Origin of the sequence: Bradyrhizobium lablabi (genome assembly GCF_900141755.1) — a bacterium.
GTDB classification, from domain to species: Bacteria; Pseudomonadota; Alphaproteobacteria; order Rhizobiales; family Xanthobacteraceae; genus Bradyrhizobium; species Bradyrhizobium lablabi_A.
In genome coordinates this window covers 3,009,381-3,027,018 of sequence record NZ_LT670844.1, presented here as the reverse complement: position 1 = coordinate 3,027,018, position 17,638 = coordinate 3,009,381, and the positions used below count along the sequence as shown (strand labels likewise).

Annotated in this window: 21 protein-coding genes; 16 read left to right on the top strand and 5 right to left on the bottom strand. The window is 62.7% G+C overall.

Features of this window, described 5'->3' with window-relative positions:
* The first annotated feature begins 78 nt into the window (after window positions 1–78).
* From urtC to B5526_RS14045, 14 genes are all read left to right on the top strand, one after another.
* Window positions 79–1,254, top strand: coding sequence for an urea ABC transporter permease subunit UrtC (gene urtC, locus B5526_RS14110; RefSeq protein ID WP_079538850.1), 1,176 nt, complete (start codon window positions 79–81; stop codon window positions 1,252–1,254).
* Window positions 1,255–1,258: 4 nt separating this feature from the next.
* Window positions 1,259–2,020 carry an urea ABC transporter ATP-binding protein UrtD gene (urtD, locus tag B5526_RS14105; RefSeq protein WP_079538848.1) on the top strand — a complete coding sequence of 254 codons (762 nt, stop codon included), beginning with the start codon at window positions 1,259–1,261 and terminating at the stop codon, window positions 2,018–2,020.
* Between the two features lie 5 nt (window positions 2,021–2,025).
* Window positions 2,026–2,721 carry an urea ABC transporter ATP-binding subunit UrtE gene (urtE, locus tag B5526_RS14100; RefSeq protein ID WP_079544992.1) on the top strand — a complete coding sequence of 232 codons (696 nt, stop codon included), beginning with the start codon at window positions 2,026–2,028 and terminating at the stop codon, window positions 2,719–2,721.
* A gap of 61 nt (window positions 2,722–2,782) precedes the next feature.
* The gene (locus B5526_RS14095) at window positions 2,783–3,619 is read left to right on the top strand and encodes an urease accessory protein UreD (protein ID WP_079538847.1); all 837 of its coding nucleotides are present in this window, start codon (window positions 2,783–2,785) and stop codon (window positions 3,617–3,619) included.
* 42 nt (window positions 3,620–3,661) lie between these two features.
* Window positions 3,662–3,964: an urease subunit gamma gene (locus tag B5526_RS14090; RefSeq protein ID WP_079538846.1), complete on the top strand. Its 303-nt coding sequence runs from the start codon at window positions 3,662–3,664 to the stop codon at window positions 3,962–3,964.
* A gap of 134 nt (window positions 3,965–4,098) precedes the next feature.
* Entirely contained in the window at window positions 4,099–4,404 is a 306-nt protein-coding gene (locus tag B5526_RS14085) for an urease subunit beta (RefSeq protein ID WP_079538845.1), read from the top strand.
* Between the two features lie 128 nt (window positions 4,405–4,532).
* Window positions 4,533–4,922 (top strand): endonuclease domain-containing protein, encoded by a 390-nt coding sequence (locus B5526_RS14080; protein ID WP_244562293.1) that lies wholly within the window; start codon window positions 4,533–4,535, stop codon window positions 4,920–4,922.
* Between the two features lie 196 nt (window positions 4,923–5,118).
* Window positions 5,119–6,831, top strand: a complete 1,713-nt coding sequence (gene ureC, locus B5526_RS14075) for an urease subunit alpha (protein WP_079538843.1) — start codon at window positions 5,119–5,121, stop codon at window positions 6,829–6,831.
* 45 nt (window positions 6,832–6,876) lie between these two features.
* The gene (locus B5526_RS14070) at window positions 6,877–7,176 is read left to right on the top strand and encodes a putative quinol monooxygenase (protein ID WP_079538841.1); all 300 of its coding nucleotides are present in this window, start codon (window positions 6,877–6,879) and stop codon (window positions 7,174–7,176) included.
* 27 nt (window positions 7,177–7,203) lie between these two features.
* Entirely contained in the window at window positions 7,204–7,503 is a 300-nt protein-coding gene (locus tag B5526_RS14065; protein WP_079538840.1) for a putative quinol monooxygenase, read from the top strand.
* A gap of 4 nt (window positions 7,504–7,507) precedes the next feature.
* Window positions 7,508–8,131 (top strand): urease accessory protein UreE, encoded by a 624-nt coding sequence (locus tag B5526_RS14060; protein ID WP_079538838.1) that lies wholly within the window; start codon window positions 7,508–7,510, stop codon window positions 8,129–8,131.
* Window positions 8,112–8,843 carry an urease accessory protein UreF gene (locus tag B5526_RS14055; RefSeq protein WP_079538836.1) on the top strand — a complete coding sequence of 244 codons (732 nt, stop codon included), beginning with the start codon at window positions 8,112–8,114 and terminating at the stop codon, window positions 8,841–8,843. Before B5526_RS14060 ends, B5526_RS14055 begins: the two co-directional genes overlap by 20 nt.
* A gap of 156 nt (window positions 8,844–8,999) precedes the next feature.
* Entirely contained in the window at window positions 9,000–9,650 is a 651-nt protein-coding gene (gene ureG, locus B5526_RS14050) for an urease accessory protein UreG (RefSeq protein WP_079538835.1), read from the top strand.
* Between the two features lie 337 nt (window positions 9,651–9,987).
* On the top strand, window positions 9,988–11,646 hold the full coding sequence (locus B5526_RS14045) for a CHASE domain-containing protein (RefSeq protein WP_079538833.1): 1,659 nt from the start codon (window positions 9,988–9,990) through the stop codon (window positions 11,644–11,646).
* A gap of 463 nt (window positions 11,647–12,109) precedes the next feature.
* On the opposite strand, the gene B5526_RS14040 is transcribed toward B5526_RS14045, so the two are convergent.
* A complete protein-coding gene (locus tag B5526_RS14040) occupies window positions 12,110–12,655 on the bottom strand; it encodes a sigma-70 family RNA polymerase sigma factor (protein ID WP_079538832.1) in 546 nt (181 codons plus the stop codon).
* Window positions 12,655–12,891, bottom strand: coding sequence for a NepR family anti-sigma factor (locus tag B5526_RS14035; RefSeq protein WP_079538830.1), 237 nt, complete (start codon window positions 12,889–12,891; stop codon window positions 12,655–12,657). Before B5526_RS14035 ends, B5526_RS14040 begins: the two co-directional genes overlap by 1 nt.
* A 226-nt stretch (window positions 12,892–13,117) precedes the next feature.
* Between B5526_RS14035 and B5526_RS14030 the strand changes: the two genes are divergently transcribed.
* On the top strand, window positions 13,118–13,924 hold the full coding sequence (locus B5526_RS14030) for a response regulator (protein ID WP_079538829.1): 807 nt from the start codon (window positions 13,118–13,120) through the stop codon (window positions 13,922–13,924).
* Window positions 13,925–14,272: 348 nt separating this feature from the next.
* Entirely contained in the window at window positions 14,273–14,689 is a 417-nt protein-coding gene (locus B5526_RS14025; RefSeq protein ID WP_079538827.1) for a hypothetical protein, read from the top strand.
* Window positions 14,690–15,460: 771 nt separating this feature from the next.
* Here the strand turns inward: B5526_RS14025 and B5526_RS14020 are convergent.
* From B5526_RS14020 to B5526_RS14010, 3 genes are all read right to left on the bottom strand, one after another.
* Window positions 15,461–15,901, bottom strand: a complete 441-nt coding sequence (locus tag B5526_RS14020) for a hypothetical protein (protein WP_079538826.1) — start codon at window positions 15,899–15,901, stop codon at window positions 15,461–15,463.
* 87 nt (window positions 15,902–15,988) lie between these two features.
* Window positions 15,989–16,360: a DUF883 family protein gene (locus B5526_RS14015; RefSeq protein ID WP_079538824.1), complete on the bottom strand. Its 372-nt coding sequence runs from the start codon at window positions 16,358–16,360 to the stop codon at window positions 15,989–15,991.
* Between the two features lie 110 nt (window positions 16,361–16,470).
* A complete protein-coding gene (locus B5526_RS14010; RefSeq protein WP_079544990.1) occupies window positions 16,471–17,571 on the bottom strand; it encodes an AI-2E family transporter in 1,101 nt (366 codons plus the stop codon).
* Window positions 17,572–17,638 lie beyond the last annotated feature (67 nt).

Sequence of the window (17,638 nt, the reverse complement as noted above, 5' to 3'; positions counted from 1 at the left end):
AAGTGGAGGCAATTCCCCCACCCGCCGCGCTCTGCCGAGCGCGTCGACCTCCCCCGCAAGCGGGAGAGGTAAGAGCCAATGATGCCGCACGTGCTCACGCGCTCGCTGGATCGCAGCGCGACGCTGTTTCTGATCGTGGTCGCGGGTTGCGGAATCCTGATCCCGCTGTCGAACCTGTTGTTGCCGGCGGGCTCGTTCTTCCAGGTGCCGACCTATCTGGTGGCGCTATGGGGCAAATATGTCTGCTACGCCGTGCTGGCGCTCGCGATCGATCTGATCTGGGGCTATTGCGGCATCCTCTCGCTCGGCCATGGCGCGTTCTTCGCGCTCGGCGGCTACGCGATGGGCATGTATCTGATGCGCCAGATCGGCAGCCGCGGCGTCTACGGCAATCCGATCCTGCCCGACTTCATGGTGTTCCTGAATTATCCGAAACTGCCGTGGTACTGGCACGGCTTCGACATGTTCTGGTTCGCGGCGCTGATCGTGGTTCTGGCGCCTGGCCTGCTCGCGTTCTGCTTCGGCTGGCTGGCGTTTCGCTCCCGCGTCACCGGCGTCTATCTCTCGATCATCACCCAGGCCATGACCTACGCGTTGCTGCTGGCGTTCTTCCGCAACGATTTCGGCTTCGGCGGCAATAACGGCCTGACCGATTTCAAGGACATTTTGGGCTTCAACGTGCAGGCCGACGGCACCCGCGCCGCGCTGTTCGCGCTGAGCTGCCTGGCGCTGATCATCGGCTTTCTGATCTGCCGCGCGGTCGTGACCTCGAAGCTCGGCAAGGTGCTGATCGCGGTGCGTGACGCCGAATCCCGCACGAGGTTTCTCGGCTACCGCGTCGAGTCCTACAAGCTGTTCGTGTTCACGCTGTCGGCCTGCATGGCGGGCGTCGCCGGCGCGCTCTACGTGCCGCAGGTCGGCATCATCAATCCAAGCGAATTCGCGCCGGGCAATTCGATCGAGGCGGTGATCTGGGTCGCGGTCGGCGGCCGCGGCACGCTGATCGGGGCTGCGCTTGGCGCCGTCGTCGTCAATTACGCAAAAACCTTCTTCACCTCCGGCTCGCTCGCGCCGTACTGGCTGTTCATGCTGGGCGCGATGTTCATTCTGGTGACGTTATTATTGCCGAAGGGGATCGTCGGCACCTTCAACGCCTGGTGGGAGCCCTGGAAGGCGCAGCGCCTGGCGGTGACGGCGGCCGCCGCGAGCGCCGCGCGCGAGGACGGCGTCAGCGAACCGAACCCGGCGGAGTGAGCGCATGAACGTCATGGATACACGGGCGACTTCGGCGCTGCTCTATCTCGACGGCGTGCACGTCTCCTTCGACGGCTTTCACGCCATCAATAATCTGTCGCTGACGCTCGCGCCCGGCGAGATGCGGGCCATCATCGGCCCGAACGGCGCCGGCAAGACCACCATGATGGACATCATCACCGGCAAGACCAAGCCGGATGAGGGCACGGTATTGTTCGACGGCATCACGGATCTGACCCGTCTCGACGAGACGCGAATTGCCGAGCTCGGCATCGGCCGCAAATTCCAGAAGCCGACGGTGTTCGAAAGCCAGACCATCGAGGACAATCTGCTGCTCGCGCTCAATGTCGATCACAGCGTCAAGGGCACGCTGTTCTGGCGCGAGAGCAAGCCGGAAACCGAGCGCATCGAGAAGGTGCTGGAAACCATCCGCCTCACTGACGCGCGCAACCGCCTGGCCGGCAGCCTGTCGCATGGCCAGAAGCAATGGCTCGAGATCGGCATGCTGCTGGCGCAGGATCCCAAATTGCTGTTGGTCGACGAGCCCGTCGCCGGGATGACCGACGTCGAAACCCATCAGACCGCTGAGCTCCTGAAGGAAATCAACAAGGACAAGACCGTGATGGTGGTCGAACACGACATGACCTTCGTCCGCGAGCTCGGCGTCAAGGTGACCTGCCTGCATGAAGGCACAGTGTTGGCAGAGGGAAGCATCGATCAGGTTTCTTCCAATGATCGGGTGATCGAAGTGTATCTGGGGCGGTGAGCGCGATGCTGAAGGTCGAAAACATCAACCTCTATTACGGCGCCGCCCAGGCGCTGCGCGGCGTCTCGATCTCGGCCGAGCCCGGCAAGGTCACCTGCGTGCTGGGTCGCAACGGCGTGGGCAAGACCTCGCTGCTGCGCGCGATGGTCGGCCAATACCCGATTGCGTCGGGCTCGATCAATTTCGACGGCGCCGACATCACGGGCTTGAGGCCCTACGAGCGCGCGCGCAAGGGCATCGGCTTCGTGCCGCAGGGCCGCGAGATTTTTCCGCTATTGACGGTGGAGGAAAATCTCAAGACAGGTTTTGGGCCGTTGAAGCGCGAGGACCGTCATATTCCCGATGACGTATTCTCGCTGTTTCCGGTGCTGCAATCGATGCTCGGGCGCCGCGGCGGCGATTTGTCCGGCGGCCAGCAGCAGCAGCTCGCGATCGGACGCGCGTTGGTGATGCGGCCAAAACTGTTGCTTCTCGACGAGCCGACCGAGGGCATCCAGCCGTCGATCATCAAGGATATCGGGCGCGCGATCTCGTATCTGCGCAGCCTCGGCAACATCGCGATCGTGCTGGTCGAACAATATCTCGACTTTGCCTGCGAGCTCGGCGACTATTTCGCCGTGATGGACCGGGGCGCGGTGAAATTTTCCTGCGATCGCAGCACCCTCGATCCCGCCGAGATTAGTCGTCAGATGGCGCTGTAACGAGGCTTGGTGAGGCGGCCCGACAAGGCCGCGCGCCCTGTTGGGGAGGGTTTAGGGGCGGATGCGGACCGATACCACGAGCGCGGCGTCTGTGATTTTCGCGGCCAACCGGGCGCGGGGCGCGGTCAGGTTCGACGTGCGCCAGGTCGAAGGCGTGACCCGCCGCCATCATCTGCATGAATCCGGCTCGCTGCGCGTCCGCTTTCCCTCGCCCGAGGGCGACGGGCTGTCGGCGGTTTTTGTCAACACCGCCGGCGGCGTCGCCGGCGGCGACCGTTTTGAGATCGATATTGCGGCCGGCGAAGGAACGCGGCTTGCGGTCACGACCGCGGCGGCGGAAAAAATCTACCGCGCGCAGGGCCCGGCGGCGGAGCTCGATATTGCGCTGAAGGTTGCGGCCGGTGCGCACCTTGCTTGGTTGCCGCAGGAGACCATTCTGTTCGACCGTGCTCGGGTCTCGCGCCGGATCGACATCGACCTTGCCGCGGACGCCTCGCTCTTGCTCTGCGAAATCGTGGTGTTCGGCCGCGCCGCGATGGGCGAGCGGATGCTACATGGCGAGTTCGTCGACCGCTGGCGGCTCACGCGCGGCGGCCGGCTGGTGTTCGCGGAAAACATCCGGCTCGACGGCGATATCGGCGAAAAACTCGCAAAATCGGCGGTCGCAAAAGGCGGCGCGGCGATCGGCACCGCGCTGATCGTGCCGGGCGACGAGGCGCTGGTGACGCGGATTCGCGAGGTGGCGAATTCGTTCGGTGGCGAGGTCGGCATTTCCGCGTGGAATGGGTTTGCAATGGCCCGCTTCTGTGCCCAAGATGCGGCGCGGCTGCGCGCCGACATGATCGCGGTGCTCGGCCGCGCATCTGACGCCGCGCTGCCCCGGCTGTGGCTCAATTAGGTTAGATCAAGTAAGGCCTTTCCAATTTATTAGAGTGCTCGCATGAATCTGTCTCCCCGCGAAAAGGACAAGCTTCTGATCTCGATGGCGGCCATGGTGGCGCGGCGGCGGCTGGAACGCGGCGTCAAGCTCAACCACCCCGAGGCCATCGCCATCATCTCGGATTTCATCGTCGAGGGCGCGCGCGACGGCCGCAGCGTCGCCGAATTGATGCAGGCCGGCGCGCAGGTCCTGACCCGCGCCCAGGTGATGCCGGGCATTGCCGAGATGATCCACGACATCCAGGTCGAAGCGACCTTTCCCGACGGCACGAAGCTTGTGACGGTGCATGAGCCGATCAGATGAAATTGAAATCGTCATTCCGGGGCGCACGAAGTGCGAACCCGGAATCCAGAAGTTGTTGATCGAGATTCTCCGATGTGCAATTGCACATCATAGTTCGAGGCTGCGCCTCGCCCCGGAATGACGGAGGAGGAAAGATGATCCCCGGCGAACTCTTCATCCAGGACGGCGAGATCGAGCTCAATGCCGGCCGCAAGACGGTGACGCTTAACGTCGCCAACACCGGCGACCGGCCGATCCAGGTCGGCTCGCACTACCATTTCTTCGAAACCAACCCCGCGCTGAAATTCGACCGCAAGAAGGCCCGCGGCATGCGCCTCGACATCGCCGCCGGCACCGCGGTCCGCTTCGAGCCGGGCCAAACCCGCGACGTGCAGCTAGTGGCGCTTGCCGGCAAACGCACCGTCTACGGTTTCCGCGGCGATGTAATGGGGAAGCTGTGATTTCCTGTGAGGCGATCACCGCTGTCGGGCTCCCTCCCCCCTTGCGGGGGAGGGTTGGGGAGGGGGGTATGCCGCACACTCCGGTGGATGAGATACAGCGAGCCCGTGCTAAACGGTTGAGACGCGAAATGACGCGCGCCGAAATCTTGTTGTGGCGCCATTTGAAGGCAAATCGGCTCGCCGGGCTCGGATTTCGCCGACAAAGCCCAATGGGCAACTACATCGCGGATTTCGTGGCGCACTCCTGTAAACTCGTCGTTGAGGTCGACGGCGAAAGCCACGATTTCGAGGAGCGCGTCCGCCATGATGAACGGCGTGATGCATGGTTTGCATCCCGCGGATATCGCATGCTCCGCTTCACCAATGACGATGTGATGAAGAATCTGGAGGGTGTCGTGCTGGCTATTGGTCAGGCAGCGGAGCAAGCGGCACCCCCCGCCCTAACCCTCCCCCGCAAGGGGGGAGGGAACCCTTCCGCCGGTGGCTCGCGTCAAAGTGACACGAAGGGGAAGCCGTGATCGCGTTCGACAAAAGCTCCGCTCCGTCGCTCCCTCCCCCCTTGCGGGGGAGGGTTGGGGAGAGGGGTGGCCGCGAGTCCCCAAGCCGGCAATGGGCACGAAAGTCGCTGCACTGGATTCCCAACGCGCTGCTCATTCTGGTAAGCGCTGAGACTGGCATATTGAGATTCTCGCGATCTGAGAGCTGGAGCACGACATGTCCGTCAAGATAAAACGTTCCGTCTATGCCGACATGTTCGGGCCGACCACCGGCGACCGGGTGCGGCTTGCGGATACCGATCTGATCATCGAGGTGGAGAAAGATTTCACCACCTATGGCGAAGAAGTAAAATTCGGCGGCGGCAAGGTGATCCGCGACGGCATGGGGCAGTCGCAGGTCACCAACAAGCAGGGCGCGGCCGATACCGTGATCACCAACGCGCTGATCGTCGACCATTGGGGCATCGTGAAGGCCGATGTCGCGATCAAAGAGGGTTTTATCAGCGCCATCGGCAAGGCTGGAAACCCCGATATCCAGCCCGGCGTCACCATCGTGATCGGCCCAGGCACCGACGTCATCGCCGGCGAAGGCAAGATCCTCACCGCCGGCGGGTTCGACAGCCATATCCATTTCATCTGTCCGCAGCAGATCGAGCACGCGCTGATGTCCGGCGTTACATCGATGCTGGGCGGCGGCACCGGGCCGTCGCACGGCACTTACGCGACGACCTGCACGCCCGGGCCCTGGCACATGGCGCGGATGATCCAGTCGTTCGACGCGTTTCCGGTCAATCTCGGCATTTCCGGCAAGGGCAACGCCTCGCGCCCGGCAGCGCTGGTCGAGATGATCAAGGCCGGCGCCTGTGCGCTAAAGCTGCACGAGGATTGGGGCACCACGCCGGCCGCAATCGACAATTGTCTTTCGGTCGCGGACGATCACGACATCCAGGTGATGATCCACACCGACACGCTGAACGAGTCAGGCTTTGTCGAAGACACCGTAAAAGCCTTCAAGGGCCGTACCATCCATGCCTTCCACACCGAAGGCGCCGGCGGCGGCCATGCGCCTGATATCATCAAGATCGCGGGCTTGAAGAACGTGCTGCCGTCCTCGACCAATCCGACCCGCCCATTCACCCGCAACACCATCGACGAGCATCTGGACATGCTGATGGTGTGCCACCATCTCGATCCCTCGATTGCGGAAGATCTCGCGTTTGCCGAAAGCCGCATCCGGAAAGAGACCATTGCGGCGGAAGACATCCTGCACGACCTCGGCGCGCTCTCGATGATGTCGTCGGATTCGCAAGCCATGGGGCGGCTGGGCGAAGTCATCATCCGCACCTGGCAGACCGCCGACAAGATGAAGAAGCAGCGCGGGTCATTGCCGCAGGACAAGGGCAACAACGATAATTTCCGCGTCAAGCGCTACATCGCGAAATACACCATCAACCCCGCGATCGCGCACGGCGTCTCAAAGCTGATCGGCTCGGTGGAAAAAGGCAAACTCGCCGATCTCGTGCTGTGGTCGCCCGCGTTCTTCGGCGTGAAACCCGAATGCGTCATCAAGGGCGGCTCGATCGTGGCAGCGCCCATGGGCGATCCGAATGCGTCGATTCCCACCCCGCAGCCGGTGCATTACCAGCCGATGTTCGCAGCCTTCGGCAAATCGCTCACGGCATCCTCGGTGGTGTTTTCCTCCAAGGCTGCGGTGGCCTCGGGGCTGGCCAAGAAGCTCGGCATCGAGAAAAGGCTCTATGCCGTGCAAAATACCCGCGGCAATATCTCCAAGAAGAGCATGATCCACAACGATGCCACGCCCAACATCGAGGTCGATACGGAGACCTATGAGGTCCGAGCCGATGGCGAGCTTCTGACCTGCGCGCCGGCCGAGGTGCTGCCCATGGCGCAGCGCTATTTCATGTACTAGGGTCATCCCGGCGCTTGAAGCCGGAACATAGCCGGGAGGACTTTCGTGATTTACGTCGTTGCCACGCTGACCGTGAAGCCTGAGACGCGCGCCGAATTCATCGCGGCCGCGACCGCGTGCATCAAGGAGACCCGCAAGGAACCCGGCAATATCGCCTATGACATGCATGAAAGCGTCACCGATCCGACCAAGATGGTGTTCGTCGAGCAATGGGAAAACGCCGAAGCGCTGGTGCCGCACCGCGCCGCCGAGCATATGAAAACGTTTGGCCGGACCGCCGTGAACTGTTTTGCCGCACCGCCGAAGATCGAGATCATCACGCCGGAAAAAGTTGATGTCCGCTAATCAAGAAAACCAACCGGGAGAAACACCATGATCTATGTCGTCGCCACCTCGCAGGTAAAGCCGGAGGCGCGGGATGCCTTCATCAAGGGCGCCAAGGAATGCGTCGCCGCCACCCGTAAGGAAAAGGGCTGCCTTTCCTATGACAGCCACACCAGCATCCACGATCCCAATCTGTTCGTCGTGGTCGAGCGCTGGGAGAGCCGCGAGGACCTCAACGCGCATGGCCGCGCCCCGCATATGAAGGTGTGGCGCGAATATTCCGCGCCGCTAAAAGTGTCGCCGACGGTGATCGAGATCATCAGCGACGGCAAGGTCGAGAAGCTATAAGCACATGATCCGCGCAACCAAGGTCCATGGTCAGCATCGCTGGACGGAAGCCCCGGCCGACACCGTCGTGCTGGATTTCGACGACCGGCACCGGCGGCGGATGGCGATGAGCGGCACGCGCGGACTTGAATTCCTGCTCGACCTTGAAAACGCCGTCGCGCTGCGCGGCGGCGACGCGCTGGTGCTGGAAGATGGCCGGCTGATCGAGGTGGTGGCGGCGCCGGAGCCGTTGATCGAGATCAGGGGGGCCGACCCGCAGCATCTGGTCCGTCTGGCCTGGCATCTCGGCAACCGTCATCTGCCGACGCAGATCATGGCAAAAGGCCTGCGCATCCGGCGCGACCACGTCATCGAAGCGATGGTGAAAGGCCTCGGCGCGCGCGTGATCGAGATCGAGGCGCCGTTCGATCCCGAAGGCGGCGCCTACGCCGGCGGCCACGCGCACGCCGGTGAAAGCGACCCGCACCAGCACGCGGGTCATGATCATGCATCGCACGATCATTCGTCGCATGACCATGGCGATCATCATCATCACCATGACGATCATCAGCACCACGATCATCATCACCACGACGAGCATTGCGACCACGACAATCACGGCCATTCCCATGCTCATGACCACAAGTAAGCCACCGATCGACGACCGGGATGGCCTGAGCGAAAGCGAGGCCGCGGCGCTTTTTCGGTTGATGACCTTTCTATCGCCGGCCTTTCCGGTCGGCGCGTTCTCCTATTCCAGTGGCATCGAATGGGCGGTGGAAGCCGGCGATATCGTCGACGCTTCGTCACTGCGGGATTGGCTGTCATCGATGCTGTCAGACGGGTCCGGATTTTGCGATGGCGTGTTTTTGGCGCAGGCGCACCGCGCCGCGTCATCTGGTGACGACGGAGCCCTTCGCGACATCGCCGAACTCGCGGCCGCCTTCGTGCCCTCGCGCGAGCGGCAGCTCGAGACGTCCTCGCAGGGACGCGCCTTCATCGAGATCGCGCGCGCGGCATGGAATTGCGACGGCCTCGAGCAAATGATTGCGGCTGGCGAGGTGCTCGTCTATCCCGTCGCAGTCGGTCTCGTCAGCGCCGCGCACAAAATCCCGCTCGCATCCACGCTGCACGCCTTCCTTCACGCGCTGACATCGAACTGGATCTCTGCAGGTAGCCGGCTCGTTCCATTGGGACAAACCGACAGCCAGCGCGTGCTGGCCCGGCTCGAGCCGGTCGTCGCCGCAACCGCCAGACGCGCGCTCGATGCATCGTTGGATGATCTCGGCAGCGCCAATTTTCGCGCCGATCTCGCGAGCCTGCGGCACGAGACGCAATATACCAGGTTGTTCCGGTCATGATGTCATCTATCAATCCGTCGTCCCCGCGAAAGCGGGGACCGATAACCACCGGCGCTAATTGTTGCAAAAGGCGTCGACCACGCCGCTTCATTGATAGATCACGCGGTATGGGTCCCCGCGTTCGCAGGGACGACGATAATGGAAAGAGCAACTGAAATGTCCAACCCCCACGGCCCGCTTCGCGTCGGCATCGGTGGCCCCGTCGGATCGGGCAAGACGGCGCTGATGGACCTGCTCTGCAAGACGATGCGGGCGCGCTACGATATCGCCGCGATCACCAACGACATCTACACCAAATGGGATGCGGAATTTCTGGTGCGCTCGGGGTCGCTGACACCGGATCGCATTGCCGGTGTCGAGACCGGCGGCTGCCCGCACACCGCGATCCGCGAGGACGCCTCGATGAATCTCGCCGCGGTCGCCGACATGCGCGCGAAATTTCCCGATCTCGATCTGGTGCTGATCGAATCCGGCGGCGACAATCTTGCCGCCACCTTCTCGCCGGAGCTTGCCGACCTCACGATCTATGTCATCGATGTCGCCGCCGGCGACAAGATCCCCTCCAAAGGCGGCCCCGGCATCACCCGCTCCGACCTCTTGGTCATCAACAAGATCGACCTCGCGCCGCATGTAGGCGCCTCGCTGGAAAAGATGGATACCGACGCGAGAAGGATGCGCGGCGAACGGCCCTTCGTGATGACCAATTTGCGCAAGAGCGAGGGGCTGGAGCGCATTGTCGGCTTCATCGAGGACAAGGGCGGGCTGCGTTCGCAGGCCAAGGACGGGGCAAAGGCCAAAGCGAGCTAAACGGCAAGCTCACCCATTCGTTAACGCGGAGTAATCCGCGCGCTCCGGTGTTAACACTCTTTTCCCCGCGACGCTCGATCGGGGCAAAATAATAGCCTTTTTGCGCTCCGCCGGAACCAAATCGATTTACCGCGATTAGCATTCTCCGGTCCTCGCCAGATTAAGCCCCCTGGCCCGCTCTATTAAGCTTCTCCATCAACCGCAGTTGCGTACGAATGATCGCTCCTCCAATATCCCTGACGGTTGATTTCCATCCTGTATCGGTTTGTTGCCGCCCCGGCGGACCCAAGATGCTGCTACTTCCTTTTCGCCAACTTCGCATGATTTGAGCAAGCGAGTGGTTCGGCTTGGTTTCATCATCGGCTTTATCGCGTTCATCGGAGTTCTGCTCTCCGGGCTTGCGGCGTTCCGGGTCCACGATCAGGAGCTGACGGTCGACGGCATCGCCCTGGCGCGCGCGATCGACATCCATGCCAGCCTGGTCCAGGACCGCTTGACCGAGCGCGAGTTGCTCGCCCGCGTCGCCTCCGGCCTGTTTCGGGCGCCATCGGTGATCAAGGCCAATATGCTGCAGCCGCTGCGCGCCTCGATCTATGCCTTCAAGACCGATTTTGTGGTCGCAAGCTGGGTCGCGCGGCTCAAGCCGAACGAGCTGGACGCGGCCCGCACGGAGCTCCTGAGCGCCGGATTTCCCAACCCGACCATCCGTAATTACGACGATAAACCGCAGGATACGCGCGCGCTCAATCAGCCGATCGATGTCTTGATGGACGTCGAACCGCGCAACGCCGAGACGATGGCATCCGCGGGCCGCGCGCTCGATCAGCATCCGATCCTCGGGCCGATGCTGACCCAGGCGATGATCGAGGGTAAGCCGGTCGCGTCCGACCCGCTCCCGCTATTGCGGTCGAACGGGCCGGTCGGCGTGGTGCTGGCCGCGCCCGTGCTTCAGGAGGGCGCGACGCAGCCGGCGGGTTTTGTCACGTTCTCCTATGAACTGGCGCCGCTGATGCTGGCGAATGACGATTTCTCGCTGTTCTCGGTGGTGCTGAAGGATCCGCGCAGCCCGAATGGTGAATTGATCGCCAACGACCAGGGCATCGTCACCGCGCGAACTGCTTCGCAGGAAGGGCCGCCGCCCTCGATGACGCGGACGGTGACGTTCGGCGGCCGCGACTGGCAGCTCGGCTATTACGCCAAGACCAATGCGGTGAAGCGGGCGGAGGAGACTGCGGCCGTGGTGGCGGCGATCGGGTTGGCACTGACCGGCATCGTCTGCGGATTGTTCGGCTATGTCGCCTACAACAATCTGCGGCTCAGCCGCGAGATCCAGGTGCGTATCGGCTTCGAGCGCCGGCTCACCGCCGTGATCGACGAGCTCAATCACCGGGTGAAAAACATCCTCGCGGTGATCCAGTCGATCGTGACGCGCACGCTGCGCCATGGCTCCGACATCGACGTCGCGCGCGAACTCTTGATCGGCCGCATCCATGCGATGTCGAACGTGGTCTCGCTGTTGAGCGAAAGCCAGTGGCAGGGCGTGAAACTGAAAGGCCTGTTCGAGGCGCGCGCGATCCCGCATGCCGAGCGCATCGCGGTGAGCGGTCCGGATATCGCGGTGAGCGCGCGCGCCGCGCAAAGCCTGTCGCTGTTGTTCTTCGAATTGGCGTCGCATTCCGACGAGGGGTTGTCGCTGGTCGGCAAGCACCCGCATATCGTCGCGCATTGGGAAGTGAACGGGGAGGACCCCGACACGATTTTTCATTTTCGCTGGGAGGAGTTCAACACCAGCGCCGCGACCCGCCGCGAAGACAGCGATTTCGGCGTCATCCTGCTCGACCGCGTCGCGCCGGAGGCGCTCGGCGGGGTCTCGAAGCGGTATTTCACCGACGTCTCTTACGTCTACGAACTCACCGCGCCGATGGAGACCGTGATCGACATGACCGAGCGCGACCGCACCGAACAATTTTCCGCCCCGCCGCGGGCGGGGCGGTAGCTACACATCATCAGCCGTCGTCCCTGCGAAGGCAGGGACCCATAACCACCGATATTCGACGTTTGAAAAGCTGGAGCGACCAGCTGACCTCACCACGCGCGCCGGTGGCTATGGGTCCCTGCTTTCGCAGGGACGACAACGGCGTGAATCCGTCATTGCGACCCTCAGCGAAACAATCCACGGCCCCGAAGCAAGCTGGATTGCTTCGTCGCCTTGCTCCTCGTCCCTTCTCCCTCGCCCCGCTCTTGCGGGGAGAGGGTCGGGGTGAGGGGCTGCCTCCGCGAACACCGAACGCGCGGATGGTCACCCGAAATTCTCGCTACGCGAGAATTTCGACCTCTCCCCGCAAGCGGGGCGAGGTAAGAAGAGGTCATTGCGACCCTCGGCGAAGCAATCCATGGCCGCGAAGCAAGCTGGATTGCTTCGTCGCCTTGCTCCTCGCAATGACGGAATGTGGGTCCTATCAGCCGCTGCCGCCGATCACGGCGCGCACGGTTTCATCGGGGCCGAAATCCTCGGCGCCATCGACATAGAGCAGCGCCGAGAGCTTTGAGCGCGCGCGGTTGACGCGGCTCTTGATGGTGCCGACGGCGCAGCCGCAAATGGCCGCGGCGTCCTCATAGGAAAAGCCGGAGGCGCCGACCAGGATCAGGGCTTCGCGCTGGTCCTGCGGCAGCTTGTCCAGTGCTGCGCGAAACTCCTCGAACTCCAGATGCGCGCTTTGCGCCGGCTGGGTTTTCAGCGTCTTGGCATAGCTGCCATCGGCGTCCTCGACCTCGCGCCGCCGCTTGCGGTAGTCCGAGCGGAACAGATTGCGCAGGATCGTGAACAGCCATGCCGCGAGATTACTGCCGGGCTGGAACGAGTCGATATTGGCCAGCGCGCGGAGCAGCGTCTCCTGCACCAGGTCGTCGGCGCGATCGCCGTTGCCGGAGAGCGAGATGGCAAACGCGCGCAGGCTGGGCACCGACGCCAAGATGTCGTCGCGAAGCGAGTCTGTGAGAGGCATTAGTCCCTCCCGTCATTCTTGATTGTTTGATCGCCCGTATCTTCCACTTGGGTATCGGGCTTGGGAACATCAAGCTTGCGGATCAGCTCCGCGAAACGATCCGGCACGCCCTGGCGCACGACATCGTCATACATGGCGCGGAGCTGGTGGCCGATCCTTGATTGAATTTCGGCATTGAGGCCGCCCTGCTTGCCCGGTGCCGCATTCTTGCTGGCTTGAGACTTTACATCTTTCATGACATGTTCCACGTTTCCCCGAGAGTTAAGCCATTGTAACTTCAAGAGTTATCTTTGAATCTGAAGCTCTGCCACGGCATCAACTGTAGGGGGACTAATTCGAGCCGGACGATAAAGTTCCTGGAGGCGGGAACTTTTATGCGGTTCACGCGTAAATAGGCACACCAGGGGGAACCGGGTCGCCCCAACGTGATGTTTCTGACCCTTAGGAAATGACGGAGTGGGGATGTCCCGATCACAGCTCGTTGCTGAACACTTACCGTTGTTGCGGCGCTATGCCCGCGCCTTGACGGGAAACCAGGCGTCCGGCGACGCCTATGTCGGAGCCATGCTTGAGGCGCTGCTTCAGGATCCGTCGCTGCTCGACGAGCGGCACGGACCGCGCGCCGGGCTGTTCCGGCTGTTTACCCAGATTTGGAATTCGGTTGCCGTCAACGACAATGCCGACGTGGCGACGTTGCCGATGCCGCCGGAGCGGCGGCTGTCGAACATCACCCCGTTACCGCGCCAGGCCTTCCTGCTGCTGTCGCTGGAAGGCTTCTCGGAGGAGGAGGTGGCCTTCATTCTCGGCACCGACATCGCCGAGACCCGTAAACTCGCCGACGCCGCGGGCCGGGAAATGGCCGCCGAGATCGCGACCGATGTGCTGATCATCGAGGACGAGACTTTTATTGCGATGGATCTGGAGAGCCTGGTCCGGAACCTCGGTCACAACGTGATCGGCGTCGCCCGCACCCATACCGACGCCGTCGCGCTCGCCAAGAACAAGCGGCCGGGCCTGATCCTGGCCGACATCCAGCTCGCCGACGGCAGCTCGGGGTTAGATGCCGTCAACGAATTGCTGCGGGTGTTCGAGGTCCCGGTGGTGTTCATCACCGCCTATCCCGAGCGCTTCCTGACCGGCGAACGCCCCGAGCCGGCGTTCCTGATCTCAAAGCCGTTCCAGCCGGCGATGGTTTCGGCGGTCGCAAGCCAGGCGCTGTTCTTCCAGCGCAACTCCCGCAACCGCACGCCGAGGGCGGCGGCGAGCTGAGCCAGCGGCGGCATTGAAAAAGTCCGGCGCGCTTTGCGGCGCGCCGGACTTTCGCTGTAACGGCACCAGCCACAGGGCTCGTACACAGCAGATTGCTTTAGATTGCTTTTGCCATAAAAAAGCAGGGCGCGACTGGCATCACCACAGTCGCGCCCTACATCGCCGGTCAATGGGGCAGGGGGGATAACCGGCTGCTGGGATGACGCAGAACCCCCCGGAGTCGTTCCCGCGCTCCCAAATATTTTTCAAAATTTTTTGCACACGGTTAAGTGATCACGGTTCAGAGAACCGCCATCGTCTGTTCGCGTTGTGTCCCTGATCGCCAATGGGGCGAGGGGTAAACCGAACATGTCACAGCTCTCCAGAGGAATTTCCAAGGGAATTCTGGGCGCGAGCGCCATCGCGTTGACGTTCGGCGCCGTCCAGTTCGCGTCGGGCCGCGATCTGCCCACGCTTCAGGCAAATTTTCTGCAGGGTTTTGGTGAGCCCGAGGCCAGCATCAATCGCGAAGCCAAGGCCGACCGTGCCGTTCGCGCGGCGGGGCAGGCGATGCCGACGCGGACCGTTTCGCTGCGGCTGGACGGGTTTGCCGCGACGTCGTTTCTTATCCGGGTACCAGTCGCCTCCGTGGCCCGCAGCATGGCGCGGCCGCCGTTCGTGACCAAATCGTCCGGCGCCCGCAAGCCGACGGTCGCCTGCGAACCCGTGGTCAGCGTGCTGACAGAAGTTGCAAAACAACTGCAGCCCGGCCGCTGCGTGACCTGAGCCGTTTCCCCTCCTGTCATTGCCGGGCCTGACCCGGCAATCCATCACGCTTCGAAAAGAACTTTTCCGAAGCCGCTGGATCACCGGGTCAAGCCCGGTGATGACGAATTGAGTGCCGTAACGGCCGTGCGCCAAAACAGAAAATTCGTGAACAACTTCAGGCTGATTTGGGTCGTCCAGTCCCCTTTGCAAAAATATGCCGCTTCGCGCTTACCCCAAATCACCTCTATATCCCCCGCCGTCTCGTCCCACAGAGGGGCGGCTCGCGATCGTCACGGACGCGGGGCGGGATGCGGTGGACGCGGGCGGCGCTATTGACGAGAGCGCTGACTTGCGGACGGCGAAGTCGTGTGGTCCTGACACCCCGACGCTGGTGTCAAGTTGGCGGAAGTAATTCCGCCGATGACGGTGGCAAGAAAGCCCGGCTCACCGGGGAGAGCACGATATAAGCCGTAAAACCATTGCGCGGGGGATGCCGGGTGATTCCGGTGTGACCTGACTAACGCGTGTGCGCTCTACCACTACCATTGCACACGCGGCTATCGGGCGCATCGGGCGCCCGGCATTCCCTGCGCCCTCGGATCTCAGAGGGCGGAATGTTCTTGCAAACCTCGCGCAAAACGTGCGGCGAGATCGCGAAGCTGCGGCTGTTTGAAAAATGAATCCGTAGCCCGGGTGCAGCGAAGCGTAACCCGGGGCCTTCGTTGCTTGAGGGTGGGGTCCCGGGTTTCGCTTCGCTTCACCCGGGCTACAAGCCTCCGCGCTCCCAGCTCACTCCGCCGGCGCCTGATCGCCGGCGGAATCAGTGTTGCGGCTCGCCATCAATCCCAGCGCCAGGCCGGCGACCGCCAGGATCGGGATCAGTTTCTTGACGCCGATGGCGCGGACCATTTGAAGACCGGCCGCCACCACCATCGGATCGGTAAGCGCGGTCTGCAACGCCGATTTGGTTCGCGCCGCGGCGCGGGCCTCGATCTGACGTTTGCGCGAGAGGTAGACGCCCATCATGATGAGGGCGAGGACAAGGAAGATGCACCCTGCCGCCACGCAGGCTGCGATCGGGCCGTAGGTCCGGAGCGTCCAGACAAAACCCGCGGCGAAGAGAAACGCGATCGCGATAAGCAAAGTGAAGGCCGCCATCGCCGCGAGCGAGGTCAGCCGCAACGCCGTCCCGGTCCTGTCCTTGAAATCATCGATCAAGCGCGCAAACATCGACGCCTCGCTCTAAAGTAATGCTCTCAAACATAGAGACGGCGCGTTCGCGCCGCTCTTCAGATCAAAATATCGCTTCGGCAGCCTTTAACGCCGCCACGCCGCGCCGATCAGAAAACCGAGGCCGAGCGCGATGGCAACAGTCGCCAGCGGGCGTTGCGTGATGATGTCTTCCAGGGTCTCCTCGATCGACATCGCGGCGTCCTGCGCGGCATCGAGTGCCGCGCCGCCGCGCTCCGAGAGGTCGTCGACAGCCGAATCGACATTGGCCCGGGCCTGCTTGTAGCCCTGGCGCGCCTGCTTCTTTGCGGTGCCGGCGAAGGAGTTGAGCACGTCGGTGATCTGATCGGTCAGAGCTGAAATATCGTTCTTCACGGCTGTTACATCCTTTTCGAGACGATCGTAGGTCGCTTTGTCCACGATATCCTTCATTCCGAGTTCGCCATTGGTACTGGACATCAAAAGCTCCCTGAAACTGGAATTGCATTGGGAGAAACGTTCCCCTGTGCCGGAAGTTCCGCAGGCCACTTCCTCCGCCTTCGCAAGTCGCCCGCGTTGACGAAACGCAATCAGTCCGGCGGCAACTGCGGCGAATGCACCGGAAAAAGATGCTCTTTGAGAATGAGCGCCACGATCAAGAGCGGCGACGACAGAAAGCCGCCCATCGGGCCCCACAGCCAGGTCCAGAATGCGAGCGCCATGAACACCGCGAGCGCGTTGAGCTCCAGCCTGCGGCCGATGATGGTGGGTGTGACAAAATGACCCTCGAGAAACGTCAGCCCGACAAAGGCCAGCGGCGCGATCAGGCCGGCGCTGAGCGTCGAGAAGCTGATCACGCCGACCACCGTCAGCGTCACGAACATCGCGACCGGGCCGATGATCGGAAAGAAATTCAAGGTCGCGGCGAGCGCGCCGAGCCCGGCCGGATTTGGCATGCCGGTGAGCGCGCAGATGATGCCGGTGGCGGCGCCGACACCGAGATTGATCGCGGTGACCATGAGCAGATAGCCGCCGAGCTGGCCCTCGATCTCGTTGAGGATCCGCAACGTGCGCAGACGCGCGTCATGTTCGGCGAAATTCATGATCAGCGTGCGGCGCAGGTCGCGCCAGCTCGCGATGAACAGGACCAGGGTCGCGAAGAACAGCAGGAATTCGGTGAAGGTGGGCGAGAGGAATTCCACGGTCGGCTGCACCCAGTCGAATTTCGGCAGCTGAAACGGCGCGGCTGGAAGCGATTCCGAGACGCCGAGCATGTTCTGCAATTCCTGCCACAGCACCAGCGGGCGGTCGAACACATGCAGTTTGTCCCGCAGCCGCGCGCCGAGCTCCGGCAGATGCGTGCTCCATTCCATCAGCGGCGAGGAGATCAGGCCGACAATGAAGGTAACCCCGGCGCAGACCGCGCTCACGATCAGCACCGCCGATACGGCGCGGGGAATGCGATGCCGCTCCAGAAATCCGGCGGCCGGCGACAGCATGGTGCCGACAATGAAGGCGGCCACCACCGGGAGGAAGAACCCCTTGGCGACGTAGAGCACCGCGACGACGCAGATCAGAAGCAGCGCCACCAGCGCGAACGCAACCGCCTCCGCGCGTCGGATCAGCGGCGGTTGTTCGGCATTGCTCTCAGACAGTGGTGTGCCGGCCGCTTCGACGGGAAGGATACGCAATGTTTCACCCTTGGCTCCGGACCGCTCAACTTGCGCACCTTGCAAAAGTTCCATCGCGGAAACGTGA

Coding starts and splice junctions, on each gene's coding strand:
- urtE (WP_079544992.1), top strand. CDS start 2,026: ATGCTGAAGGTCGAAAACATCAACCTCTATTACGGCGCCGCCCAGGCG.
- B5526_RS14065 (WP_079538840.1), top strand. CDS start 7,204: ATGATCTATGTCGTCGCCACCTCGCAGGTAAAGCCGGAGGCGCGGGAT.
- ureC (WP_079538843.1), top strand. CDS start 5,119: ATGTCCGTCAAGATAAAACGTTCCGTCTATGCCGACATGTTCGGGCCG.
- B5526_RS14025 (WP_079538827.1), top strand. CDS start 14,273: ATGTCACAGCTCTCCAGAGGAATTTCCAAGGGAATTCTGGGCGCGAGC.
- ureG (WP_079538835.1), top strand. CDS start 9,000: ATGTCCAACCCCCACGGCCCGCTTCGCGTCGGCATCGGTGGCCCCGTC.
- B5526_RS14055 (WP_079538836.1), top strand. CDS start 8,112: ATGCTCATGACCACAAGTAAGCCACCGATCGACGACCGGGATGGCCTG.
- B5526_RS14080 (WP_244562293.1), top strand. CDS start 4,533: ATGACGCGCGCCGAAATCTTGTTGTGGCGCCATTTGAAGGCAAATCGG.
- B5526_RS14015 (WP_079538824.1), bottom strand. CDS start 16,360: ATGTCCAGTACCAATGGCGAACTCGGAATGAAGGATATCGTGGACAAA.
- B5526_RS14035 (WP_079538830.1), bottom strand. CDS start 12,891: ATGAAAGATGTAAAGTCTCAAGCCAGCAAGAATGCGGCACCGGGCAAG.
- B5526_RS14040 (WP_079538832.1), bottom strand. CDS start 12,655: ATGCCTCTCACAGACTCGCTTCGCGACGACATCTTGGCGTCGGTGCCC.
- B5526_RS14030 (WP_079538829.1), top strand. CDS start 13,118: ATGTCCCGATCACAGCTCGTTGCTGAACACTTACCGTTGTTGCGGCGC.
- B5526_RS14085 (WP_079538845.1), top strand. CDS start 4,099: ATGATCCCCGGCGAACTCTTCATCCAGGACGGCGAGATCGAGCTCAAT.
- B5526_RS14020 (WP_079538826.1), bottom strand. CDS start 15,901: ATGTTTGCGCGCTTGATCGATGATTTCAAGGACAGGACCGGGACGGCG.
- urtC (WP_079538850.1), top strand. CDS start 79: ATGATGCCGCACGTGCTCACGCGCTCGCTGGATCGCAGCGCGACGCTG.
- B5526_RS14095 (WP_079538847.1), top strand. CDS start 2,783: ATGCGGACCGATACCACGAGCGCGGCGTCTGTGATTTTCGCGGCCAAC.
- B5526_RS14060 (WP_079538838.1), top strand. CDS start 7,508: ATGATCCGCGCAACCAAGGTCCATGGTCAGCATCGCTGGACGGAAGCC.
- B5526_RS14090 (WP_079538846.1), top strand. CDS start 3,662: ATGAATCTGTCTCCCCGCGAAAAGGACAAGCTTCTGATCTCGATGGCG.
- urtD (WP_079538848.1), top strand. CDS start 1,259: ATGAACGTCATGGATACACGGGCGACTTCGGCGCTGCTCTATCTCGAC.